Here is a 24138-nt window from a genome sequence, read left to right on the forward strand (position 1 = left end):
GGTTTCCAGTTGGTTGCCGTGGTATTCGACATTGCTGGGGGACAGGTCGAAGATGCCGTTCACTTGCAGCAGCACGTCATTGAGGTGTTTGTAGACTTCCCGGGGGTGGGTGCTGGTGCCGGGGGACGCCACCAGGAAGATCGGTATATCAAAACCGGTGCGCTGAATGACGTCGAGGGAACCGGCCAGCACATCATTGACCGACACCACGGCCACGGCGACGTCGGTGAAGTCGGTGTGACCGAGCGGGACCACCTCCCGGGCGTTCAGGAAACAAGCGGATGCGCCTTCACTGGCGGCGATTTTCAGGGCTTTCATCGGTGGTGTCTCCTGGCGGGCACTCAATTGTCCGCTGCATTTTTAGAGATCAACTTCCGGGAGAGCCTTCCAGTTCCCCTGATCGGAAATCGTGTCACCACTGGTTATAGAGCATATTCCTGATCTGTCAGGCTTTTACCGCGACCTTGCACATCTTGACGCCTCGCGACCGGCCGGTCAGGCGTGTACCAGCGCAATGGTGAACGAGACCACGATCATGCACGCAAAAGCAAAATTGATATTCATGAGGTTTCCATCCGAAACATGAGTGACGGCGCCATCTTGAACAGGTCACGGGAAAATAAAAAATTCGGCGTAATGATTTGAAAAATCGAAAAAAATGATACCTGGCCGGTTCGGCACCAGATCGCGCGTTCGCTGCCGGTGGAAACCACCATTACCGGCGTGCACACGCTGATCACCGAACGGCATTTGGCGTCTGGCAATGTCGAGGACTATCGGGCGCTGGGGATTGAGGTGGTGCAGGCTTGAGTGGGGCCCTGTGGGAGCGAGCTTGCTCGCTCCCACAGGGGTTGATGTCGACCACAAATATCGAGGCCGGCAAACGAACCCTGTGGGAGCGGGCTTGCCCGCGAAGAGGGCGGCACAAACAACATCAATGCTGGATGTGCAACCAATGGCTCAGCGCAATCGCTCAAGCATCTGGTAGTACCACATGCCGGCGGCGAGCATCGGGTTGCCGAGCAGGTCGCCCATGGGCACGCGGATGTGCTGGCAGGCGGCGAAGGTGTCGAACTGTTCCAGTTTTCCTGTGATCGCCCGGCCCATGATTTCGCCCATGATGTGGGTGGTGGCGATGCCGTGGCCGGAGTAGCCCTGGCAATACCAGACGTTGTCCGACAGCTTGCCCAGTTGCGGGATGCGGTTGATCACGATGCCCATCGCGCAGCTCCACTGGTAGTCGATGGCCACGCCTTTGAGCGCCGGGAAGGTCTGCTCGATGCACGGGCGCAGTTCGGCGGCGATGTCCCGCGAATCCTTGCCGCTGTAGTTGGCGCCGCCACCGAACAACAGGCGACCGTCGGCGGTGAGGCGGTAGTAGTCGAGCACGAAACGGCAGTCGTAGACCGCCAGGTCTTCGGGGTTGATCTGCCTGGCCAGATCGCCCAGGGGCGCGGTGGTGACGATGCCGCCCATGGCCGGGAAAATCTTGCCCTTGAGCTTGCCCGGTTCCAGCTTGTGGTAGACGTCGCCGGCCAGCAGCACCTGGCTGGCGTCGATCTGCCCGTGGGCGGTGCGTACGCCCGGGCTCTTGTGCAGGCCATCGCCGTGGATGATCTCCAGCACTTCGCTGTTCTCGAAGATCAACGCGCCCAGGCTTTCGGCTGCTCGGGCTTCGCCGATGCACAGGTTCAACGGATGCAGGTGCATGTTGCGGGTGTTCTTGATCGCGCCGTGGTAGAGGTCGCTTTGCAGCAGGTCGCGCACCTGGCTGCGGTCGAGCAGGCTGACTTCGTCGCCCATGCCACGGTGTACCGCCTCTTCGTAATCCTTGCGCAAGCCGACCATGTGCGCGGGTTTGTACGCCGCGTGCAGGTGACCGTGCTTGAGGTCGCAGGCGATGCCGTATTTTTCCACGCGCTGCTGGATGATCTGGTGCCCGCGCCAGCGCAGGTTCCAGATAAAATCGTCGACCTCATCACCGATGCTGCGGCGCATCTGTTTGCGCATGGCCTCGTCGCCCGACAGGCTGCCGGTGACCTGGCCGCCGTTGCGCCCGGTGGCGCCCCAGCCGATCTTGTGGCTTTCGACGATGGCGACCTTCAGGCCTTTTTCCGCCAGCTCGACGGCGGTGGCCACGCCGGTGAAACCGCCGCCGATGATCACCACGTCAACCCGGTGCCGGCCTTGCAGCGTCGGGTAATCGGTGTCCTGGTTGAGGGTGGCGGTGTAGTAGGAATTGCAACGTTGAGTCATGTCGGTGTCCAGGCAGAATTGGGAGAAACCAATGCCGGTCAGGTGAGCGCAGTCATTGTGGGATCGCCGCACCGCCGCTCCCACAGGTTCTGTGTATGGCTGAGCTTCACGCGGACCGGGATAGCGAAGGAGGGGGCTCGCCGATCAGGCGGGCAGGATGCTATCCGGCGGACGTGCGGAGTGACGCAGTTTGGAGCGGCGCAGGGCCATGGGCAGGTTGACGATGCGCTTCATGCAATGCCGTCCACGGCCAGCAGCGAGGTGGCCAGGTTCGAGAGGTTCAGCAGGTGCTGTTCTGACGGCAAAGTACGCATGGCGCAGGTTTCCGGCGGCGGAAATCGTCGGTGGCGAGTGGAACAAGCCATCCGGGGATGGCTGGATACTAGGGAGGATTGGGCCGCGTGTAAATGTTTGATTCAGAACATCAGGTGCACGACAAGGCCGATCAATCCGCAGCCGATCAACACCTCGATCACTCCGCGCTTGAATCCAAGCAATGCAACGCCCGCCACCATCGCGATCAGCAGCGAAGGCCAGTCCAGTGCTCCTTCGAAGCCTTTGGGCCACAGCACGTGGTAGCCAAAAAAACAGGCCAGATTGAGAATCACGCCCACCACGGCGGCTGTAATGGCCGTCAGCGGCGCGGTGAACTTGAGTTCGTTGTGTGTCGATTCCACCAACGGTCCGCCAGCGAGGATAAACAGGAACGAGGGCAGGAAGGTGAACCAGGTCACCAGCGTGGCGGCCACGGCACCGGCGACAAACGCTTGATCCGGTCCGAAGACCTGAAGCACGTAGGCGCCGATGAACCCGACGAAGGCGACGACCATGATCAATGGACCTGGCGTGGTTTCACCGAGTGCCAGGCCGTCGATCATTTGCGTCGGCGTCAGCCAGGCGTAGTGACCGACCGCGCCCTGGTAGACATACGGCAGCACCGCGTAGGCGCCGCCGAAGGTCAGCAACGCGGCCTTGGTGAAGAACCAGGCCATCTGGGTCAGCGTGCCTTCCCAGCCGAACAGCGCGGTGAGCAGGGCCATGGGCAACGTCCACAAGATCGCACCGATAATGGCCAGGCGCGCCAGTTTCCAGCCACTGAAACGGGCGTGTCCGGGGGTTGGGGTGTCGTCGTCGATCACGGCCGGGCCGAAGGACTTTTTCGCCGCGCTGTGACCACCGGTCCTGAATTTTTCCGGTGCCAGGCGTCCGCCGAAAAAGCCGATGACCGCTGCGCCGAGCACGATCAACGGAAACGGCATATTGAGCACGAAGATGGCTACGAAGGACGCGGCGGCGATGCCCCATAACCAGCCGTTCTTCAGCGCCCGCGAGCCGATCCGGTGAGCTGCCTGCACCACGATTGCCGTGACCGCGGGCTTGATCCCGTAGAACAGTCCGGCGACCACGGGCACTTCGCCAAAGGCGATGTACACCCAGGACAGCGCAATCAGGATGAACAGCGATGGCAACACAAACAGCACGCCAGCGATCACACCGCCCCAGGTCCGGTGCATCAGCCAGCCGATGTAGGTCGCCAACTGCTGAGCCTCGGGCCCGGGCAGCAACATGCAATAGTTGAGGGCATGCAGAAAGCGTCGCTCGGAGATCCAGCGCCGGCGCTCGACCAGCTCCTGATGCATGATCGAAATCTGCCCGGCCGGCCCGCCGAAACTGATGAAGCCAAGCTTGAGCCAGAACAGGAAGGCTTCGCGCAGGCTGATGGACCGGGGTTGCGGCACATCCTGTTGGGTGATCGGGGAGGGCGTGGGGCTCAAGCGGAAATTCCTTGTGCAGAAAGCTTGGAGCCAATGACTGTAGCTACGCCGGGGCGCGTTGCATAGTCGTCTGATACTGCGTATCTGCCCAGCGCTCGAGGGCCGAGCGGTCGCTGTCACGGGCATCGACCCAGCGCGCGCCGCTCGCCACGTCTTCGCGTTTCCAGAACGGCGCGTCGGTTTTCAGGAAGTCCATGATGAACGCACAGGCCTCGAAAGCCGCTTGACGATGAGGGCTGCTGACACCGACAAACACGATCGGCTCGCTGACCGACAACGGGCCGATCCGGTGCACGATCTCCACGGCCCGGAGTGGCCATCGGGCCCTGGCGTTGTCGATGATTGTTTGCAGCGAGCGTTCGGTCATGCCCGGGTAGTGCTCCAGAAACAACCCGGTGACCGCCTCACCCTGATTGATGTCGCGCACGTAGCCGACGAAGTTGACCACGGCACCCACCCCCGGATCGTTCGCCTGCAGGCTGTCGATCAAGCGGCCGACGTCGAACATTTCACGCTGGACCCGAACCGTCATGCCTCAACCCCCGGTGACCGGCGGAAAAAAGGCGATCTCGTCGTAGTCCTCGATCACCCGGTCCGGATGGCACAGCTCCTGGTTCAGCGCACACATCAGGTTGTTTTCACCCAGCACATGGCTCCACAGCTCACCGCGAGCCATCAGCAGTCGGCGCACGTCCTCGATGGTCTTGAGGCTGTCGGTCAGGGGCAGTTTTTCGCCGCCCAGGTTGAGCTGCTCGCGGTAACGGGCGAAGTAATTGATCAGGATCATTGTGCGTCCTCGAACTTGAAATGACCGGAGCGGCCACCTTGTTTGCTCTGCAGGCGGATGTCGTCGATGACCATGCCGCGGTCTACCGCCTTGCACATGTCGTAGAGGGTCAACGCCGCCACGCTGACGGCGGTCAGGGCTTCGAGTTCGACCCCGGTCTGGCCCTCGACGCGGCAGGTGCCGACGATTTTCACGCTGTCCGGTGTGCAGGCCTTGAGTTCGACGTGGATCGAACTGAGCAGTAGGGTGTGGCACAGCGGGATCAGCTCATGGGTTTTCTTCGCCGCCATGATTGCGGCGATCCGCGCCACGGCAAATACATCGCCCTTGGGGTGGCCGTCGCTTTGAATCAGTTTCAGGGTTTCCGGGCGCATGCGCACCCAGGCCTGGGCCTGGGCTTCGCGCTGCGTCGGGGCTTTTTCGCTGACATCGACCATGTTGGCGCGACCCTGGCGGTCGAGGTGGGTCAGGCCATCGGGGGATGCATCTGCAATGTCTGTCATGGAAGGTTCCTGCGCTTGCCGGCGCGGTGATCGGGTGAAGGCATCATGCCGGGCTGTAAATGCGTGGTGCGTTGCGGTGGGGGACGTGAATCAGGTTGAGGCGTCGCCTGACAAACTGACGCGGCATTGTCGTATTCGCGAAAGTTCACACCCGATGGTTTTGGCGCGGGAGCGTTAGTACCGCTTCGAACATCGGCTTGTTCAACTTTGCACAACATGAAAAGAACCTCGAAGCGCTGGATTAAGTTCAGGCTACGGGTAACTTTTAAACGCGTCTAATCGCTTGTTCCGATGTGCTGATTGGTGATGTCTATCAAGCCGGGCAAACATGTCCGGCTCGGTTTATATAAAACCGAAACTCGATCAGTCGGTCCGGCTGAATAACGTTCGTGCTTCGGCGAAACACTTCTCGGCAATCGCCGAGCGCGGTTCGGTCTTGCGCATCACCAGACCCAGGGGCGCGAGCACGCTGGCATCCGGCAATTCGATGAACGACAGGTGTTCGATGGGCTCTTCCAGGCCGCTGTCCAGTGGCATGATCGCGCAGCAGAAACCCTCGTGGATCGCCTGCAGCAACTGGTAGGTCGAATCGCTTTCGAGGATCGGCTGCGGGTCCAGTCCGCGGCTGCGAAAGCTCAGGTCGATGGATTTGCGGTAGTGCATGCCGTTGCTGAGCATCCCCAGCGGCAGCTCGGCGGCGTCCTCCCAGCTCATTTGCGTGCCGTCGAAATGGAAGTGGCGATTGTCGTACAGCAGGCCGACGCGGGTCTCGCCGATCTCGAAAAACTCGAAATAGCTCGGGTTGACGTGATCGAGGTAGCACACGCCCAGGTCCAGCTGATTGTTGCCTAGGCCCTCGATGATCTGGTCGGAACTCAAGGACGACAGGCTGTACTTGAGCTCGGGAAAGCTGCGGGACAGGCCCTGGATGTAGGTGACCGGGTTGAAGCTGCTCAGCGGCACCAGCCCCAGGCGCAGGTTGCCGACGAGCTGGCCCCGGCACGCGGCGGCCTCGGCGAAGAGCCCGTCGTGGGCGGCCAGCAGGGTCCTGGCCCACGCCAGCACGCGCTCGCCGGCCTCGGTAAAGCCCTCAAAGCGCTGGCCCCGGGTGACCAGCACCAGGTCCAGTTCATCCTCCAGATTGCGCAGGCGCATCGACAGCGTGGGCTGGGTGATGTGGCAGCGCGCGGCCGCCTGGCCGAAGTGGCGGGTCTGCTCCAGGGCGATCAGGAACTTGAGTTGTTTGATGTCCATGACGGCACCTGCTGGAGTGGGAGTGAGGGGGTAAGTATTGACTCAGGTGCGCAAGACACAAGGCGAGGCAGCAATCGTGAGGTGCAGACGATCTCATTGTCCTTGGCGGGCGTCCAATCACTACTATCTAAGGGGTTATCGATGGGCTCTATCATTGATGTGGTTCGTGGTCTTTTTATATTGATAGATCGGCTCGATAGTCTGGTTGGTTAGAGTGATTAGACAGGGCTTTATTTGTCGAATTAGTCTCCGGAAGTCTTTTAATCAATATCTGCCGGAGAACCCCATGAGCGTCAAACCGGATGCATTGTTTATACCTTTGAATATTGCCGTGCTGACCGTCAGCGATACCCGTGAATATGCCAATGACACCTCCGGCCAACTGCTCGTCAGTCGCTTGCTGGAAGCCGGCCACACCCTCAGCGAACGCAACCTGCTCAAGGACGACCTGTACAAGATCCGCGCGCAGGTGGCGAACTGGATTGCCGACGACGGCATCCAGGTGGTGCTGATCACGGGCGGCACCGGCTTCACCGGCCGCGACAGCACGCCCGAGGCCGTGGCCTGTTTGCTGGATAAGCAGATCGATGGCTTCGGTGAGTTGTTCCGGGCGATCTCGATTCTCGACATCGGCACCTCCACGGTGCAGAGCCGGGCCCTGGCCGGGCTGGCCAATGGCACGCTGGTCTGCTGCCTGCCGGGTTCCACGGGCGCCTGCCGCACCGCCTGGGAAGGCATCCTCGCCGAGCAGCTCGACGCGCGCCACCGGCCGTGCAATTTCGTACCGCACCTCAAGCCGATGCAAGCCTGCGGGACGCGGGGATGAGCACTTCACCGCTGATGTCGGTGGAGCAGGCCATCGACCGGCTGCTGACCATGGCTGAGGCGCAGTGGATTGAAGACAGTGAGGCGGTGCCGCTGAGTGCTGCCAGGCAACGGGTGTTGGCCAGTGATCTGGTGGCGAGCCTCGATCTGCCGCCGTGGCCGAACAGCGCCATGGACGGCTATGCCCTGAATCTAGACGGTTGGGGCGGGGAGCCACTGATCGTGTCGCAGCAGGTATTTGCCGGTCACGCCCCTGAAGCCCTGGCACCAGGAACCTGCGCGCGGATCTTCACCGGCGCGCCGGTTCCGCCGGGTGCCAACTGCGTGGAGATGCAGGAGAACACCGAGGTGCTGGATCGCGGACGTATCCGCTTCAAACAGCCCCTGAGCGCCGGCAGCAACATCCGCGCGCAAGGCCAGGAGAACCGCGTCGGCGATGTGCTGTTGCGCGCCGGCAAGCGCCTCGGCCCCTTCGAACTGGCGGTCGCGGCGGCGCAGGGCTGCACCCATGTACAGGTCGTGCGGCGACCACGGGTGGCGTTGTTGTCCACCGGCGATGAACTGGTCGAGCCGGGCACGCCACTCAAGCCCGGCAGCCTCTACAACAGCAACCGCACCTTGTTGAGCCATTGGTTGAGTGCGTTGGGTTGCGAGGTCATCGAGGCCGGCATTCTCCCCGACGAGCCACGCCAGACGCGGCTCAGGCTTGAACAGCTGCAACACACGGCGGACCTGATGCTCAGCACGGGCGGCGTGTCCGCCGGCGACGCCGACTGCCTCGGCCAGGTGCTGCGCGAGTGCGGCAAGCCGTTGCTGTGGAAACTCTCGATCAAACCAGGCAAGCCGTTGACCGTGGGCCACTTCGGTCGCGTGCCGGTGATTGGCCTGCCGGGCAATCCGACATCGGCGTTGGTGACTTTCGGCCTGTTGGCCCGGGCTTATCTGTTGCGGATTCAGGGGGTCGAAGACGTCGAGCCTTTGAGCTTCCCGGTCAGTGTCGGCTTTGCCTGGCCCAAACCCGGAAGCCGCCGCGAGTACCTGCGGGCGAAACTCGAAGGCGGTCAAGCGGTGCTCTATCCGAACCAGAGCTCAGGCGTTTTGCTGGGGGCATGCTGGGCCGATGGACTGGTGGAGGTGCCGGAAGGCTGCACCCTGGAAGCGGGCGACACGGCGCGATTCATACCCTTCAGCGAACTGTTCTGAATTCCGCAAACAAACTGTGGGAGCGAGCTCGCGATGAGGCTGGCAAATCCAATAGAGATGTTGGCAGGCAGACCGCTATCGCGAGCAAGCTCGCTCCCACAGGTTTTGTGTGTTTCTTGAGTATCAGTTCAACACAAAATCCACCGGCTCCAATTGTGGCGGCAACTCCGTCACACCCAGGGCCGCCAGTACATCACGCTCGATATTGCGCACGATGGCGTCGGTGGGCAGGTCGTTTTCGTCGCGGCCGAAGGGGTCTTCCAGTTCGTCGGCAATCGCATCCAGGCCGAAAAAGGTGTAGCTGACAATCGCCGTGAATATCGGTGTCAGCCAACCCAGGGGTTCAGCCATGGCAAACGGCAGGAGGATGCAGAACAGGTAGATGGTGCGGTGCAGCAACAGGGTGTAGGGGAACGGCAGCGGGGTGTTCTTGATCCGCTCACAGACGGCCTGGGCATGGGTCAGACTGGTCAGATGGTTGGCCATGAGCGTGTAGCGCCAGTCGTTGATCGCCCCGGACTCGTTGAGTGCCGAACACTGTTGACCGACCTGCATCAGGATCTGCCCGCTGATGTCGGTGGAGTTGCTCTTGGGCATCGGGTGCAGCCAGTCGCCACTGGCGGCCATTTCGTTTTCCTGGCGCAGCCGCGCGTTGAGGGCATGGGCGAAGCCGCACAGGTTGCTCAGGATCGTGTGGCGTTCAGCGGTGTCCTTGATCACCAGGGTTTCACGAATCATCGAGCGGACGTCCACGATCACATCGCCCCACGCCTTGCGCGCTTCATACCAGCGGTCGTAGCAGGCGTTGTTGCGAAAGCTCATGAAGATCGACAGCGACAAACCCAGCAGCGTGAAGGGCGTGGCGCTGACCTTGGAGAAGTAGCTGGGGTGCAAGGTTTCGATAAGCACGATGGCCGAGGCGAGCAGCGTCACCATCAGGCTGCGCCAGGCGATGCGTTTGGCAATCGAACCCTTGAGGGACGTCAGCACGCCGATCAGGTTGGGTTTGGGTCTTACGATCATGGGGTTCAGCCGCCCGTCATGTTCATGAAGCGAACAACCTGAACATCGTCGTTCACTTCGAAGTTGTGTCGATAAGGCTTGAGCTTCATCGCCTCGATAATGGCTTTCTCCAGGCGCTCGGGCTGTCCGGGGTGGCTGCGCAGGACTGCCTTGAGATCCACGGAGTGCTCATTGCCCAGGCACAGCAGCAGACGTCCTTCCACGGTCAGCCGCACCCGGTTGCAGGTGCCGCAAAAGTTGTGGCTGTGGGGCGAGATGAACCCCAGGCGAATCTGCGGCGCCTCGGCCAGGCGCCAGTAGCGCGACGGCCCCTGGGTCGACTCGGCGGAATCAATCAAAGTGTAGCGTTCGGCGATGCGTTCGCGGACCTGGCTGCTTGCGAAAAACGCTTCGGCGCGGCTGTGCTCGTCGATGGTGCCCAACGGCATTTCCTCGATGAAGGAGATGTCGAGGTTGCGGTCGATGGCGAAGCTCACCAGATCATTGATCTCATGGTCGTTACGGCCTTTCATCACTACGCAATTGAGCTTGGTGTTGCGAAATCCGGCCTGGATGGCCGCGTCGATGCCCTTGATTACCTGCGCCAGGTCACCGGTGCGGGTCAGTTCGCGAAAACGTTGCGGGTCCAGGCAGTCGAGGCTGATATTGAGGCGCTTGACCCCGGCGTCGAACAACGGCCCGGCCAGTTTGGCCAGCTGCGAACCGTTGGTGGTCATGCACAGTTCACGCAGGCCGGGCAGGGCGGCGATCTTCTCGCACAGTTGCACCACCCCCGGACGGATCAGCGGCTCGCCTCCGGTCAGGCGAATCTTGCGGGTGCCCAGCGCCACGAAGCTTTGTGCCAGTTGATAGATCTCTTCCAGGGTCAGCACCCGTTGGCGCGGCAGAAACTGCATGTCCTCGGCCATGCAATAGACGCAACGGAAATCGCAGCGGTCGGTGACCGACATCCGCAGATAGTCCACTCGCCGGGAGAAGCCATCGATCAAGACTCGTTCTGACATGACACCCTCGCTTGGCGTTTTTTTGTATGAGGTTTCCGTCACTGACGGACTTTGTTGAGCGCAGGCTAAGAGCAACTTCAGCGGGCGTCCAATCACTATTGATGACCGGCTGATCGAGCGGATCTATGATGAACTTTATTTTGTGGCTTAAAGAGTTTTAAGTAATTTCAAGTCATTGATAAGCAACGATAAAAATCCATGATAGAGCGTTTCGATAATGTGGTCATAAATAGCGATTAGACAATAATTAAACGCCATTCATATGCTTTCTCCGCAAATCGAACAATGACCTGAATCAGGTCGAAGCCTGTGTGCATTGTCACGGAGAAGTACCATGTCTCAAGTCGACCGCTACAAACCCTATAAAGGTGCCGCCGCTGGTTGGGGCGCGCTGATCGCTGTTACCAAAAACTGGCTGGGCAGTGAAAACGCGCTGAAGAACATTCGCGCCATGCTCAAGACCAACCAGAATGGCGGGTTCGACTGCCCCGGTTGCGCCTGGGGCGAGTCGCCGGAAAACGGCATGGTCAAGTTCTGCGAGAACGGCGCCAAGGCGGTTAACTGGGAAGCCACGGGCCGTTTGGTCGACCCGGCCTTCTTCAACAAATACAGCGTCTCGGCGCTGGCCGAGCAGAGCGATTACTGGCTGGAGTATCAGGGCCGCCTGACCCACCCGATGCGTTATGACGCGGCCACCGACCGTTACGTGGAAACCACCTGGGACGAAGCGTTCGCGACGATCGCCCGGCACCTCAACGCGCTGGAATCGCCGGATCAGGCCGAGTTCTACACCTCGGGCCGGGCCAGCAACGAGGCCGCCTATCTCTATCAACTGTTTGTCCGCGCCTACGGCACCAACAACTTCCCGGACTGCTCGAACATGTGCCACGAAGCCAGCGCGGTGAGCATGATCGAAAGCCTCGGCGTGGGCAAAGGCACCGTGGTGTTTGACGACCTGGAGCATGCCGACGCGATCTTCGTCATCGGCCAGAACCCCGGCACCAACCACCCGCGGATGCTCGAGCCCTTGCGCGAAGCGGTCAAGCGCGGTGCACAGGTGATCTGTATCAACCCGCTCAAGGAGCGTGGGCTGGAGCGCTTCCAGCATCCACAGCACCCGATCGAAATGCTGCTGAACGGCTCCGAGCCGACCAACACCGCGTACTTCCGCCCGGCACTGGGCGGCGACATGGCGGTCATGCGCGGCATGGTCAAGTTCCTGCTGCAGTGGGAGCGCGAAGCACAGGTCAGCGGCGGCGAGCCGGTGTTCGACCACCAGTTCATCGCCGAACACACCTCGGGAATGGGTACCTACCTGGGGGAAGTCGACGCAACCAGCTGGGAGCACATCGAGCAGCAGTCGGGCATGTCCCTGGCTGACATCGAACTCGCCGCCCGCATGTACGCCCGGTCCAAGCGGGTGATCATGTGCTGGGCGATGGGCTTGACCCAGCACACGCACTCGGTGCCGACGCTGCAGGAAGTCATCAACCTGATGCTGCTGCGCGGCAACGTCGGCCGTCCGGGCGCGGGGCTGTCGCCGGTGCGTGGTCACAGTAACGTGCAGGGCGACCGCACCATGGGCATCAACGAACTGGCGCCCGCGGATTTGCTCGATGCCCTGGAAAAGCGCTTCTCCTTCAAGCCACCGCGCGAGCATGGTCACAACACCGTGATGGCGATCGGCGCGATGGAGCAGGGGCGTTCGAAAGTGTTTATCGCCCTGGGCGGCAACTTTGCCCAGGCCACCCCCGACACGCCGCGCACCCACGCCGCGTTGCGCAAGTGCGACCTCACCGTGCACATCGCCACCAAGCTTAACCGCAGCCATCTGGTCACCGGTCGTGAAGCGCTGATCCTGCCGTGCCTGGGCCGCACCGACATCGACATCCAGGCCGAAGGGCCGCAAGGCGTCACCGTGGAAGACACCTTCAGCATGATTCACATCTCCCACGGTCAACTGAAACCGAAGTCGAAACACCTGCGCTCCGAGCCTGCGATCATTGCCGGCATCGCCGCCGCGACCCTGGGCAAGCACCCGATCGACTGGAACTGGGCCATCGGCGACTACGGCCGCATCCGCAACATGATTGCCGACACCATTCCCGGCTTCGAGGATTTCAACCGGCGTTTGCTGCATCCGGGCGGTTTCCACATGCCGAATGATGCGGCCAAGCGCATCTGGAAAACCGCCAGCGGCAAGGCCCAGTTCACCCCGAGCGTGCTGCCGGAGTACCTGATCAGCGAGGGCGTGCGCAACCTGGCGGTCAAGCCGCACCTGATCCTGCAGACCATGCGCTCCCACGATCAGTACAACACCACGCTGTACGGCCTGGATGACCGTTATCGCGGGGTATACGGCATGCGCGACGTGGTGTTCGCCAACGAGCAGGACATTCGCCGCCTGGGTTTCGAGCCGGGGCAGAAGGTCGACCTGGTGGCGCTGTGGGACGACGAGCGTGAGCGTCGGGTCAGCGGTTTCACCCTGATCGCCTACGACATTCCGGCCGGTCAGGCGGCGGCGTACTACCCCGAGACCAACCCGCTGGTGCCGCTGGAAAGTTACGGTGACCGCACCTTCACCCCGACTTCCAAGTTCATCGCCATCCGGCTGGAACAGGCGAAGGCCAGCAACCTGATTTCGACTTCCGCCGCCTGACACCGGGGGCGGCCCGATGCCGCTCGCGTAACCCTTTCGACTTGTGTTGGCTGCAGGCCCCCCGGCCTGACGGTGGCCCGGCCGTGTGCCGCCGTTTTTCAGCCGCGATGAGGATATCGACATGTTTAACCTGGAGGCACTGGACCTGGCGCGCATGCAATTCGCGTTCACGGTTTCGTTCCACATCATCTTTCCCGCCATCACCATCGGGCTGGCCAGTTTCCTGGCGGTGCTCGAAGGGCTTTGGCTGAAGACCCACAACGACACCTACCGCGATCTCTACCATTTCTGGTCGAAGATCTTCGCCGTCAACTTCGGCATGGGCGTGGTCTCGGGGCTGGTCATGGCCTACGAGTTCGGCACCAACTGGAGCCGCTTCTCCGATTTCGCCGGCAGCATCACCGGGCCCTTGCTGACCTATGAAGTGCTCACGGCGTTCTTCCTCGAGGCCGGTTTCCTGGGGGTCATGCTGTTCGGCTGGAACCGGGTAGGGCGCGGCTTGCACTTCTTCTCGACGGTCATGGTCGCCATCGGCACGCTGATTTCGACTTTCTGGATTCTTGCCTCCAACAGCTGGATGCAAACGCCCCAGGGCTTCGAGATCGTCGACGGTCGGGTGATGCCGCTGGACTGGCTGGCCATTGTGTTCAACCCGTCGTTCCCGTACCGCCTGGCGCACATGGCGATCGCCGCATTCGTGGCCACGGCGTTCTTTGTCGGCTCGTCGGCGGCGTGGCACCTGCTGCGCGGCAACGACACCAAACAAGTGCGCAAGATGCTGTCGATGGCGTTGTGGATGGCCTTGATCGTCGCGCCGATCCAGGCAGTGGTCGGCGACGCCCACGGCTTGAACACCCTGGAACATCAGCCGGCGAAGATCGCGGCCATCGAAGGGCACTGGGAAAACAACGGCAGCGAAGCGACGCCGCTGGTGCTGTTTGGCATCCCCGACATGCAGGCCGAGAAGACCCGATATGCCATCGAGATTCCCTACCTGGGCAGCCTGATCCTGACCCACAGCCTCGACAAGCAGATCCCGGCGCTCAAGAGCTTCCCGAAAGAGGACCGGCCGAATGCGACGGTGGTCTTCTGGAGTTTCCGCGTCATGGCCGGGCTGGGCATGTTGATGGTGCTGGCCGGCGTGCTCGGCCTGGCCCTGCGCCGCAGCGGCGCCATCTACCGCAATCGCTGGTTCCTGCGCCTGATGTTGTGGATGGGGCCAAGTGGCCTGATCGCCATGCTGGCCGGGTGGATCACCACCGAAGTCGGGCGTCAGCCGTGGGTGGTGTATGGCCTGTTGCGTACCGCCGATGCCGCGTCCAATCACAGTGTCGCGCAGTTGAGCATCTCGCTGGCGCTGTTCGTGGTGATCTATTTCTCGGTGTTCACGGTGGGCATCGGCTACATGATGAAACTGGTCGGCAAAGGGCCGCAGCCGCATCACGGGCATGCCGTCGACGGGCATTCCGATCAGGTCATCACACCGCGCCGGCCGCTGTCCGCCGACGCTGAAATCCTCGAAACCGACGCCCGCGTCAATTGAAGGAAGGGAGTTGAGTCATGGGTATTCAAGGTATCGATTTATCGCTGATCTGGGGCGTGATCATCGCCTTCGGCGTGATGATGTACGTGATCATGGACGGCTTCGACCTGGGGTTGGGCATTCTGTTTCCGCTGATCCCGGATGCGCAGGAACGCGATGTGATGATGAACACCGTGGCACCGGTCTGGGACGGTAACGAGACCTGGCTGGTGCTTGGGGGCGCGGCGCTGTATGGCGCGTTCCCGCTGGCCTATTCGGTGATTCTGGAAGCGTTGTACCTGCCGCTGATCCTGATGCTGTGCGGCTTGATCTTTCGCGGCGTGGCCTTCGAGTTTCGTTTCAAGGCCAGCCCTGAAAAGCGGCATGTCTGGGACATGGCGTTCATCGGTGGTTCGCTGCTGGCAACTTTTTCCCAGGGTGTGGTGATTGGTGCCTACATTGCCGGCATCCCGGTGGTCGACCGCCAGTTCGCCGGTGGTTCGCTGGACTGGCTGGCGCCGTTTCCGCTGTTCTGCGGTGTCGGGCTGATCGTCGCTTATGCGCTGCTCGGCAGCACCTGGTTGCTGGTCAAGACCGAAGGCATGCTCGAATCGCGGATGCGCCTGTTCACCCGGCCCCTGGCCTGGCTGCTGTTGGCGGTAATCGGCGTGATCTGCGTGTGGACGCCGATCCTGCATCCGGACATCGCCACCCGCTGGTTTGCCCATGCGCACCTGGCGGTGTTCGGTGGCCTGGCGGTGCTGGCCCTGCTGGCGATGTTCGGCTTGCTCAGGACCCTGCGCCAACGCCACACCCATTGGCCGTTCGCCTTCACCCTGATGCTGGTGTTCCTGGGCTACATCGGCCTGGCGTTCAGCATCTGGCCGAGCATCGTGCCGCCGTCGATCAGCCTGTGGGCAGCGGCGTCACCACCGACCAGCCAGCTGTTCATCCTGATCGGCGCACTGTTCATCCTGCCGATCATCCTGATGTACACGGTCTGGAGCTACTACGTGTTCCGCGGCAAAGTGAGGATTGGCGATGGCTACCATTGAAACGAATCAAACGGCCCCCGCGCGCTGGTACAAGCGCCTGGGGTGGCTGGTGGTGATCTGGTTGGGCAGCGTGGTTGCCCTGGGTGTGGTGGCGGGGGCGTTGCGGATGTTGATGCATGCGGCCGGGATGAGTAGCCACTGAGGTTCACTGCGAAAAAAGAAACCCGGAGCCCATGACAGGGCTTCGGGTTTTGTTGGGTAGGCGTTGTGATTTCTTCCAAAGCGGACTTGATTCTTCAGTCCTTTTCAATGGCTCTCTATGAAGTAGGCTGAAACCCTGAGTGCGATCAGGGAAAAAAACAAAACGAACAAAATAATCACCGGAATGATCAAAAGGTTCTTGTAGTGCCTTGGAAGGTCTTTCACTTCGCTGGCATCAATAACGCCCCTTCGAGCGCTGAGCGCGGGCATCATCAATACCATGGCAATAGCGCCACCGCGCATGACCTTGCCGACCAGGCCGCCAGCTGAAAATGCGTCTCTGGTGGTTTTTATAAAAGAGCAATTGGGTAGACGTTCTTCGATAGCGTCAACGTACTTGTGTGCGATGAAGGCGACAGCGAAACAAGTCAGTATCATCGGCGCCAGTATCAATCCGGCAATTAAACCTATCGGGATACTTGTCATTTTGTCACCTCTCCGTATAGAAACTCGCCAAGTTGCTCACTGAGCCCCAAACATCGCCGTCCAGTAAATCCCCGCATCGCTCTTCGGGTCGGTCGCATACGCCGCGCCCAGTTCGCGGAACTGCGGGTTCATCAGGTTGGCGCAGTGGCCGGGGCTGGTCAGCCAGCCTTCGACCACCTTGCGTACGCTGTCTTGCCCGGCGGCGATGTTTTCGCCGATCTGCTGGAAGTTGTAGCCGGCCAGTTCCGCGCGGTCACCCGGGGTGCGGCCGTCGCGGTCCTTGTGGTCGAAGAAGTTGTTGTTGGCCATGGAGCGGGAGTGGGTTTCGGCGGCCGTGCCCAGTATGGCGTTCCAGGCCAGCGGCGCGGTCGCATTGAACGACTGTGTGCCGCATTGACGCGGTTTGGCCCGTGCGGCGTTGAGTTCGATGAGCAGCTTCTGGCCCTCGGTCTGCCAGTCGCCCAGGCGCGAACTCAGCAGTGGCCGCGCCAGGACGATGCGCCACTGATTGTCCTGGCGGCTGACGCCGACATCGACGAATTGCGGGTCGAGGACGATCTGGCAAAAGCTCTCCTGGATTGCCTTCATCGCCGCGGCCGCATCGCGAGGCCCGGACAGGCTGATGGCCTGCACGTTCTTCATGGGATAACCGGCAGTGGCCATGGCCTGCTGCAGATTACCGATGCTCGGGGCGGTCAGCACCAGGCGCGGGTCGGCCGACAGCGGCGGAAGCTCCGATGAAACCTGGCCGGCGCAGCGCTGCAACTGGCTGCGGTAGACGTTGATCGATTCGATCAATTGCGCTTCGTCGGCCGCCATGGCGTTGGCGGCGAATACCAGGCCCAGTGACACCCCGGCCAAGCGCATTGCGGATGAGATGAAACCCATGAATATCCCCTTGAGCAGATTGCGTCCATGATGCGCGAAGTTGGTCCATCCAGGACAACGGATTTATCCAGAGTGTAGTGGGGTGGGCGAAATCATTTCACTACTAGACTCAATCGAACCACTCACCGAGTGACACCGACCATGCGCTTCGACTGGATCGCCACCTGCCTCGCCCTGACGTTGCTTGCCGGCCCGGTGTCCGCTGCGGATCAAGCGCAAAAGCAGCAAGAGGCCGAGAACAAGGCCGAGGTGCTGGAACACAAAGCCGCCGAGAGCAACAACCCGGCACCGGCGCCCAAGGCAGAAGCCATTACCCCGTCCGAAGTCCAGGCCGTCGACCCGGCCGGCGCCGCGCCGCTGGATGATGCGATCACCTGCCTGGCCCGATCCATTTACTGGGAAGCCAAGGGCAAGGACACCGCCGACATGGAGGCGGTGGCCAATGTGGTCATGAATCGCCTGGGCCACGAGGGCTTTCCGGACACGGTGTGCAAAGTGGTCAAGCAGGGTTCGCAGACCAAGAGTTGCCAGTTCTCCTGGTGGTGCGACGGCAAATCCGATTCGGTCCAGGAAGAGCTGCCTTACGCGATGGCCAAGGAAATCGCACGCAAGGCCCTGAACAAGGAGCTGCCGGATCGCACCCGGGGTGCCCTGTATTTCCATGACCGTACCGTCAAGCCGGACTGGGCCAGGCAATACATCAGGACCGTGGATATCGGCTTGTTCCGTTTTTACAAACCCCGTGGCGAGTCGGCCAGATAACCGGGGTGTTTTCGGCCAGATATTTTATTTTTCCGAGGTAGTGCGAGGCGTTATCCAAACTGAAATGTGTCTGTTTTATAAGCTTCATAACGCAACCGTGCGCGAATGACGCCATAAGCAGGGACTACACATGAAGTTGACGAGGGTCCGGATCAGTAACCTCGCGTCGATCGCGGCGCAGTCGCCAGCGCGTTTCCCATGACCGTCCTGGTCACCGGTGCGGCCGGTTTCATCGGCTTTCATACGGTCCAGCGCTTGTGCCGCGAGGGGCAGGAGGTCGTCGGTATCGACAACCTCAACGACTACTACGACGTGGAACTCAAGCACGCACGCCTCAAGGTGCTGGAGACGCTGCCGGGTTTTCGTTTCCGGAAAATGGACATCGTCGATAAGCCGGCCCTGATGAGCCTGTTTCAGGAGCACGCTTTTACCGAGGTGATACACCTGGCCGCCCAGGCCGGGGTGCGCTTCTCGCTGGACAACCCGGATGTCTATGGGCAATCGAACCTGGTGGGCTTCCTCAATGTGCTGGAAGCTTGTCGGCACCATCGCCCCGAGCACCTGATCTACGCCTCGAGCAGCTCGGTGTACGGCGCCAACAGCAAGCTGCCGTTCAGTGTCGAGGACCCGGTCGAACATCCCGTTTCGTTGTACGCCGCCAGCAAGCGCGCCAATGAACTGCTGGCCGAAAGTTACTGCCATCTGTATGGCCTGAAAGCCAGTGGCCTGCGCTTCTTTACCGTCTACGGCCCGTGGGGTCGCCCGGACATGGCGCTGTTCAAGTTCACTGACGCCATTCTCAAAGGCTTGCCCATCGACATCTACAACCAGGGGCAGATGTCCCGCGACTTCACCTATGTCGACGACATTGTCGAAGGGATCGCCCGACTGCGCCCAAGGCCTCCGGTGCCGGAAGGCTCGGTCGCCGGGGTCAACCGGCTCTTCAACATCGGTCGCGGCATGCCTGTGGCGTTGCTGGATTTCGTCGAGTGCCTGGAATCAGCCCTGGACCTGCAGGCCCGGCGCAACTACCTGCCGATGCAGGCCGGTGATGTGGTCAAGACCTGGGCCGATGTCTCGGCACTGGCCGAGCGGGTGGGCTTCAGCCCGCAGGTGACGCTGGAAACCGGCGTAAGAGCATTTGTGAAGTGGTATCGGCAGTTCTACCGGATTTGAAGCGTTCGCCTCTGATCTCGAAAAATCAAACAGGGCGAGAGAGACCCCATGAGCCAAGATATTTTTGTATCCGTACTGATTCCCGCCAGGAACGAATCAAACAACCTCAAGCCATTGCTGGAAGAGATCCGTGTGGCGCTGGCCGACGAGGCTTACGAAATCATCGTGGTCGACGATGGCAGCACCGACGCGACTCTGCAGGAGCTGCGGCAGATCCGCAACGACGGCTTGAACACCCTGCGCATCCTGTATCACGAGCGGTCGCTGGGACAGAGCACCTCGCTGTATCACGCGGCCCGTGAGGCTCGCGGGCAGTGGCTGGCGACGCTCGATGGCGACGGCCAGAACGACCCGGCGGACATTCCCGGCATGCTCGCGCTGGTGCGTGGCGAACCGGGCAAGGTCGACGTGCAACTGGTGGCCGGGCACCGGGTCAATCGCCGTGACACCGCGAGCAAACGCTACGCCTCGCGGTTTGCCAACAACCTGCGCCGGCGCCTGCTCAAGGACGCTACCCCGGACACCGGTTGCGGCCTGAAGCTGATCGAGCGTGCGGCATTCCTGCGCCTGCCGTACTTCGACCACATGCATCGCTACATTCCGGCGCTGATCCAGCGCCATAACGGACGCATGATCGTGCACCCGGTCAACCATCGGCCGCGCACGGCCGGAGTCTCGAAATACGGCAACCTCGACCGCGCGCTGGTCGGCATTCTTGACCTGATCGGTGTCTGGTGGCTGATCAAACGCACGCGCCTGCACACCCAGGCCCAGGAGCTCGAAGGATGATTCTGACCCGTGAAACCCTCTGGCTGCTGGTCGGCTTTGCCGGGCAGGCTGCCTTTACCGGGCGGTTTGTCTTGCAGTGGTTGTACAGCGAGTACAAGAAACGCAGCGTGATCCCGACCAACTTCTGGTACCTGAGCATCGTCGGCAGCACCTTGTTGCTCGCCTACGCCATTTACCGCCAGGACCCGGTGTTCATCGTCGGCCAGGCCTTTGGCTCCCTCGTCTATTTCCGCAACCTGCAATTGATTGCCAAAAGCCGAAGCGCAAAGGAATAAGCAATGCGTAGATCGTTGTCGCCCAGGGTCGAGTGCCTGGGCCTGATGCTGCTTGCCCTGTTGCTGATCGGCGCGGGAATGGGCCTGCGTCTGGCGCAGAATGTGGACGAAGAGCGTTTCCTCGGTGTCGCGCTGGAGATGCTGCAGAACGGCTCGTGGCTGATCCCGCACCGGGCCGCCGAGATCTATGGCGACAAGCCGCCGATTTTCATGTGGACGGTGGCGTTCTTCACCTGGCTGACCGGCAAGCCCAACATCGCCCTTTATATCCCGGGGCTGTTTTCGGCGGTAACGGTCACGGCGATGGTCTATGACCTGGGCCGGCGCCTGTGGACCCAGCGTACCGGGCGCAACGCCGCGCTGCTGTACCTGGCGACCTACCAGACCTACAGCATCCTGCGCACCGGTCAGATCGACAGCTTGCTGATTCTGTTCACCTCCCTGGGCCTGTACGGTCTGGCGCGACACCTGCTGCTGGGACCCGCGTGGCGCTGGTTCTACGCGGGCTGTGCGGCCATGGGCATTGGCGTGATCACCAAGGGCGTGGGCTTCCTGCCGGCGTTGTTGCTGATTCCTTACGCCTATGGGGTGCGCAAAGGCTGGCCCGGTGTGGTGGCGATGCCCGGCGAGGCGCGCAAGTGGTTGCTCGGGTTTGCACTGATGCTCGCGGCGATTGCGATCTGGCTGCTGCCCCTGGCCTTGTCCATCATCTTGGATGGCAGCGCAGACGAAGTGGCCTATGCGCGGGAGATTCTCCTGCGCCAGACGGCGGGCCGGTATGCCGCCGCGTGGCATCACCGCGAACCGTTCTGGTACTTCTTCACCAAGGTGATTCCGCAGTATTGGCTGCCGTTGGTGCTGGTGCTGCCATGGCTGGTGCCGGCCTGGCGCCGTCAGTTGCAAAAACGCGATGGCCGGGTGTTGGTGCTACTCGGTTGGGTGCTGCTGGTGGTGCTGTTTTTCTGCATCAGCACGGGCAAGCGCAAGTTGTACATCTACCCGGCGCTGCCCGGGCTGGTGCTGGTTGCCGCGCCGTTGGTCCCGTGGCTGCTCAAGCGCTGGTTCAAGCGTCACCCGCGTTTGCGTCGGGTGTTCCCGGCACTGGTGGCGACCTGGTTCGCGTTGTGGTTCGCCCGTGGTTTCATCGAACCGCTCAAGGACGGCACCAACGTTGATCAGGTGCTCATGACCCAGGCGGCGACCATGACCCAGGGCGCCGATCTGGTGCTGGTCAACTGGGAGGAGGGGCACTGGTTGTTCGCCCGGCAGCCGATCGTGCATTTCGGCATGGACAATTCGACCATCGAAAAGGCCGCGCTCTATTTGCGCGAACACCCCAAGGCCTACGCTTTAGTGCCCGATGACGTACTCAACCAGTGCTTCAAGCTCGAAGCGGCCCGTGAGCTGGGGGGAAACGCCCGGGCGAACTGGTCGATCGTCGGCGCGGATGCCGACAACGGCAAATGCCTGTCGCAAGAGGCCGGCAAAGCCTATCGGTTTACCTGGAACGACCCGCATATGCCAGCGTTGCCTGCTCAGGTGGCCAATCCCTGAGGAACAAAAAGGGGCCGCTGTTCACTTAGGCGCGCTCTTGGATCGTGAGTACCTTTGTGGCGAGCGAGCTTGCTCGCGCTGGGCTGAGTAGCAGCCCCAAAAATCTGACAATCATTGCCGATTTTTGTGAGTGCTACGCACTCAAGCGGGAGCAAGCTCCCTCGCCACAGGTTTCTCTGATTCAAGACGCTATTAAGTGAACAGCATTACGCTTGAACAAGCAGCCCTTTCTCTTCGTTCGTCGCCTGTCACTGACTGGCGTCCAGCACCACGCGGTAGCGCGCCTTGCCGCTGCGCAAATGATCGATGGCCTCGTTGATCCGGCTCATGGGAAACATCTCGACCTGCGGCACAATCTGGTGGCGTGCGCAGAACTCCAGCATGGTCGCGGTGTTGGCGGGCGAGCCGACCGGTGAGGCGGACATGGTTTTTTGCTGGGGAATCAGTTCGAACACGTGCATGGGGATGGCATCGGGCACGACGCCGACAAAGTGCAGGCGACCCTTGCCGCGCAGGGTGGCGAGCATGGCGCTCCAGTCGAGGTTGGCGTTGGCGGTGACCAGGAGAAAATCCAGGGTGCCGGCAATGGCATTGAGCGCATCGGTATCGGTCGAGGCGACCACCTTGTGCGCGCCCAGGCGCTTGGCTTCGTCCTGCTTGCTCAGCGATGAGGTGAACGCCGTGACTTCGCAGCCCCAGGCGTTGAGGAAGCGCAGCGCCAGGTGACCAAGACCGCCGATGCCCACCACGCCGACCCGGTCGGTGGGCTTGATGCCGAATTCCACCAGCGGGTTGAACACGGTGGAACCTGCACAGAACAACGGCCCGGCCATCGCCGGATCGAGCCCGGCCGGGATCGGCAGGGCCCAGGCCCAGTGCGAACGAATGCGGTCGGCAAAGCCGCCGTTGCTGCCGATGATGGTTGGTTGCACGGTGCGACACAGGTTATGCGAGCCTTCGATGCACGACGTGCAATGCATGCAACTGCCCTTGTACCAGCCGATGCCCACCCGTTGCCCCATTTCCAGGCCGCGCACCTGATCGCCCAGGCGCACGATACGGCCGACCACCTCGTGGCCGGGGATGAACGGGTAGTGGCTGATGCCCCAATCGTTGTCGATCAACGACTGGTCGGAGTGGCAGACGCCGCAATATTCCACGGCGACTTCCACCTCATCGTTGCCCAACGGACCGGGATCGTAGCTGTAGCGTTCCAGTGGCGCGCCCGCTGCGGTGGCGGCCCAGCCGGTAAAGGTGGTGAGTTCGCTGCTGTCGCTCATGGGATACCTCCAGATCAGAAGTCAGGGGTTTGGCCGCTTTGGTGCAGCGGCGCAGCGAGGAAAGTGTAGCGGGTTGCCGGCGTTCCATCGGGTGCGAGCCTGGAGACTGTTGATTTCAGCGTTACCTCAGATCTGCAGGTCAATCACGAAGGCCGCGTCGAAATCAGGGTTTTCGTTGATGCCATTCCTGGCATAGCCCCGGGGGTTGCAGACTACCCGGGTGTTGCCTACTCGATAGTCAAAGCTGCCATGGGTATGGCCATGCAGCCACAGTGCCGGCTGCCAGTCTTTGATCCGCGCTTCGAGGTCCGAGACAAAGCTTGAGTTGATCGGCGAACCGGCAAAGGTCGGGCTGATGCTCGACCGTGTCGGGGCGAAATGCGAGACCACCACCGTGGGTGTGCTGCTGTCGCGGCTGAAGCAGTCTTGCAGCCAGGCGACCGTCTGCAAAAATACCAGCTGGGAAATGGCCGGTGTGAACAGGTCCGGAAAGTCGGGGGCGATCTTGATGTGGCTGAAGTCACGGATCAGCCGGGTCGCCAGATCGATGCCCAGCGCCCGATCATCCGGGCTGTCGAGCAGGCGATAGTCAGACCACAAGGTGCAACCGAGAAAGCGCACGCCGTCGTGGACGTACTCCGAGCGTTCCAGTACGTGGATCCGGGTGCCTTGCGCCAGACTGTTCAATTGTTCGTAGGTGGTGACCAGGTCACTGCCATAGAACTCGTGATTGCCCGCCACATACAACAGTGGAACCGGGCAGGCTCTGGCCCACTCGATGGCCTTGGCCGGCCGTGCTATGTCCCCGGCGAGCACGACGATATCGGCCTCCACGGCGGGAAAGGGGATCGCATTGACGGACAGGTGCATGTCGGACAGCAAGGCGATGCGCATGGATCAACTCCGGCGTGTCTTGAAGGG

24 protein-coding genes and 1 pseudogene are annotated in these 24138 nt (G+C 61.5%); 12 read left to right on the forward strand and 13 right to left on the reverse strand.

All coding sequences use genetic code 11. From position 1 onward, the window contains the following. Window positions 1-318, reverse strand: a 318-nt coding sequence (locus ACM6IT_RS23170) for an Orn/Lys/Arg decarboxylase N-terminal domain-containing protein (protein ID WP_414918759.1), incomplete at its 3' end; no start/stop codon positions are given. Between the two features lie 405 nt (window positions 319-723). Between ACM6IT_RS23170 and ACM6IT_RS23175 the strand changes: the two are divergent. Next, a pseudogene (locus ACM6IT_RS23175) lies at window positions 724-810 on the forward strand (DeoR/GlpR transcriptional regulator); the annotation flags it as partial. 150 nt (window positions 811-960) lie between these two features. Here the strand turns inward: ACM6IT_RS23175 and ACM6IT_RS23180 are convergent. The 6 genes from ACM6IT_RS23180 to ACM6IT_RS23205 form a co-directional block, all read right to left on the reverse strand. Beyond that, window positions 961-2256 (reverse strand): NAD(P)/FAD-dependent oxidoreductase, encoded by a 1296-nt coding sequence (locus ACM6IT_RS23180; protein ID WP_056728103.1) that lies wholly within the window; start codon window positions 2254-2256, stop codon window positions 961-963. A 416-nt stretch (window positions 2257-2672) separates the two neighbouring features. Then, window positions 2673-4031, reverse strand: coding sequence for a chromate efflux transporter (gene chrA / locus ACM6IT_RS23185; protein ID WP_056727929.1), 1359 nt, complete (start codon window positions 4029-4031; stop codon window positions 2673-2675). Between the two features lie 43 nt (window positions 4032-4074). Then, window positions 4075-4563, reverse strand: a complete 489-nt coding sequence (gene moaE, locus ACM6IT_RS23190) for a molybdopterin synthase catalytic subunit MoaE (RefSeq protein ID WP_414918760.1) — start codon at window positions 4561-4563, stop codon at window positions 4075-4077. Window positions 4564-4566: 3 nt separating this feature from the next. Then, window positions 4567-4818 (reverse strand): molybdopterin converting factor subunit 1, encoded by a 252-nt coding sequence (gene moaD, locus ACM6IT_RS23195; protein ID WP_046044028.1) that lies wholly within the window; start codon window positions 4816-4818, stop codon window positions 4567-4569. Then, the gene (moaC, locus tag ACM6IT_RS23200; RefSeq protein WP_414918761.1) at window positions 4815-5321 is read right to left on the reverse strand and encodes a cyclic pyranopterin monophosphate synthase MoaC; all 507 of its coding nucleotides are present in this window, start codon (window positions 5319-5321) and stop codon (window positions 4815-4817) included. Before moaC ends, moaD begins: the two co-directional genes overlap by 4 nt. A gap of 363 nt (window positions 5322-5684) precedes the next feature. Next, window positions 5685-6575, reverse strand: coding sequence for a LysR family transcriptional regulator (locus tag ACM6IT_RS23205; protein WP_056727923.1), 891 nt, complete (start codon window positions 6573-6575; stop codon window positions 5685-5687). 286 nt (window positions 6576-6861) lie between these two features. Here ACM6IT_RS23205 and moaB point away from each other — a divergent pair, with 286 nt between their 5' ends. Next, entirely contained in the window at window positions 6862-7401 is a 540-nt protein-coding gene (gene moaB / locus ACM6IT_RS23210; RefSeq protein WP_056727922.1) for a molybdenum cofactor biosynthesis protein B, read from the forward strand. Then, window positions 7398-8603, forward strand: a complete 1206-nt coding sequence (gene glp, locus ACM6IT_RS23215) for a gephyrin-like molybdotransferase Glp (protein ID WP_414918762.1) — start codon at window positions 7398-7400, stop codon at window positions 8601-8603. The genes moaB and glp overlap by 4 nt, the downstream gene beginning before the upstream one ends. A gap of 123 nt (window positions 8604-8726) precedes the next feature. Here glp and ACM6IT_RS23220 read toward each other — a convergent pair whose 3' ends face one another. Continuing rightward, the gene (locus tag ACM6IT_RS23220; protein ID WP_414913742.1) at window positions 8727-9626 is read right to left on the reverse strand and encodes a bestrophin family protein; all 900 of its coding nucleotides are present in this window, start codon (window positions 9624-9626) and stop codon (window positions 8727-8729) included. Between the two features lie 5 nt (window positions 9627-9631). Beyond that, window positions 9632-10630: a GTP 3',8-cyclase MoaA gene (gene moaA, locus ACM6IT_RS23225; RefSeq protein WP_056727916.1), complete on the reverse strand. Its 999-nt coding sequence runs from the start codon at window positions 10628-10630 to the stop codon at window positions 9632-9634. Between the two features lie 334 nt (window positions 10631-10964). On the opposite strand from moaA, the gene ACM6IT_RS23230 reads away from it, so the two are divergent. From ACM6IT_RS23230 to ACM6IT_RS23245, 4 genes are all read left to right on the forward strand, one after another. Beyond that, window positions 10965-13289: an FdhF/YdeP family oxidoreductase gene (locus ACM6IT_RS23230; RefSeq protein ID WP_414918763.1), complete on the forward strand. Its 2325-nt coding sequence runs from the start codon at window positions 10965-10967 to the stop codon at window positions 13287-13289. 121 nt (window positions 13290-13410) lie between these two features. Continuing rightward, on the forward strand, window positions 13411-14832 hold the full coding sequence (locus tag ACM6IT_RS23235) for a cytochrome ubiquinol oxidase subunit I (protein ID WP_056728101.1): 1422 nt from the start codon (window positions 13411-13413) through the stop codon (window positions 14830-14832). Window positions 14833-14849: 17 nt separating this feature from the next. After that, complete coding sequence (gene cydB, locus ACM6IT_RS23240) at window positions 14850-15866, forward strand: cytochrome d ubiquinol oxidase subunit II (RefSeq protein ID WP_414918764.1); 1017 nt, start codon at window positions 14850-14852, stop codon at window positions 15864-15866. Then, window positions 15853-16008, forward strand: coding sequence for a DUF2474 domain-containing protein (locus ACM6IT_RS23245; protein ID WP_151214959.1), 156 nt, complete (start codon window positions 15853-15855; stop codon window positions 16006-16008). The genes cydB and ACM6IT_RS23245 overlap by 14 nt, the downstream gene beginning before the upstream one ends. A gap of 104 nt (window positions 16009-16112) precedes the next feature. On the opposite strand, the gene ACM6IT_RS23250 is transcribed toward ACM6IT_RS23245, so the two are convergent. Beyond that, window positions 16113-16493 carry a hypothetical protein gene (locus tag ACM6IT_RS23250; protein WP_056727910.1) on the reverse strand — a complete coding sequence of 127 codons (381 nt, stop codon included), beginning with the start codon at window positions 16491-16493 and terminating at the stop codon, window positions 16113-16115. 36 nt (window positions 16494-16529) lie between these two features. Continuing rightward, the gene (locus tag ACM6IT_RS23255; protein WP_414918765.1) at window positions 16530-17381 is read right to left on the reverse strand and encodes a CAP domain-containing protein; all 852 of its coding nucleotides are present in this window, start codon (window positions 17379-17381) and stop codon (window positions 16530-16532) included. Window positions 17382-17522: 141 nt separating this feature from the next. Between ACM6IT_RS23255 and ACM6IT_RS23260 the strand changes: the two genes are divergently transcribed. The 5 genes from ACM6IT_RS23260 (at window position 17523) to ACM6IT_RS23280 (ending at window position 21937) form a co-directional block, all read left to right on the forward strand. Further along, entirely contained in the window at window positions 17523-18143 is a 621-nt protein-coding gene (locus ACM6IT_RS23260; protein ID WP_414913737.1) for a cell wall hydrolase, read from the forward strand. 198 nt (window positions 18144-18341) lie between these two features. Next, window positions 18342-19319, forward strand: coding sequence for an NAD-dependent epimerase (locus ACM6IT_RS23265; protein WP_056727901.1), 978 nt, complete (start codon window positions 18342-18344; stop codon window positions 19317-19319). A gap of 48 nt (window positions 19320-19367) precedes the next feature. Then, window positions 19368-20108 (forward strand): glycosyltransferase family 2 protein, encoded by a 741-nt coding sequence (locus ACM6IT_RS23270; protein ID WP_414918766.1) that lies wholly within the window; start codon window positions 19368-19370, stop codon window positions 20106-20108. Next, window positions 20105-20383 carry a lipid-A-disaccharide synthase N-terminal domain-containing protein gene (locus tag ACM6IT_RS23275; protein WP_095945709.1) on the forward strand — a complete coding sequence of 93 codons (279 nt, stop codon included), beginning with the start codon at window positions 20105-20107 and terminating at the stop codon, window positions 20381-20383. The genes ACM6IT_RS23270 and ACM6IT_RS23275 overlap by 4 nt, the downstream gene beginning before the upstream one ends. 3 nt (window positions 20384-20386) lie before the next feature. Beyond that, window positions 20387-21937: an ArnT family glycosyltransferase gene (locus ACM6IT_RS23280; protein ID WP_414918767.1), complete on the forward strand. Its 1551-nt coding sequence runs from the start codon at window positions 20387-20389 to the stop codon at window positions 21935-21937. Between the two features lie 248 nt (window positions 21938-22185). Here ACM6IT_RS23280 and ahr read toward each other — a convergent pair whose 3' ends face one another. Together ahr and ACM6IT_RS23290 are read right to left on the reverse strand one after the other, a co-directional pair. Further along, on the reverse strand, window positions 22186-23217 hold the full coding sequence (gene ahr / locus ACM6IT_RS23285; RefSeq protein WP_056727894.1) for an NADPH-dependent aldehyde reductase Ahr: 1032 nt from the start codon (window positions 23215-23217) through the stop codon (window positions 22186-22188). 126 nt (window positions 23218-23343) lie between these two features. Then, on the reverse strand, window positions 23344-24111 hold the full coding sequence (locus ACM6IT_RS23290; protein ID WP_409078752.1) for a metallophosphoesterase: 768 nt from the start codon (window positions 24109-24111) through the stop codon (window positions 23344-23346). Between the last annotated feature and the right edge of the window lie 27 nt (window positions 24112-24138).

Source organism: Pseudomonas sp. IT-P4 (assembly GCF_949767755.1).
Taxonomy (GTDB): domain Bacteria; phylum Pseudomonadota; class Gammaproteobacteria; order Pseudomonadales; family Pseudomonadaceae; genus Aquipseudomonas; species Aquipseudomonas monachiensis.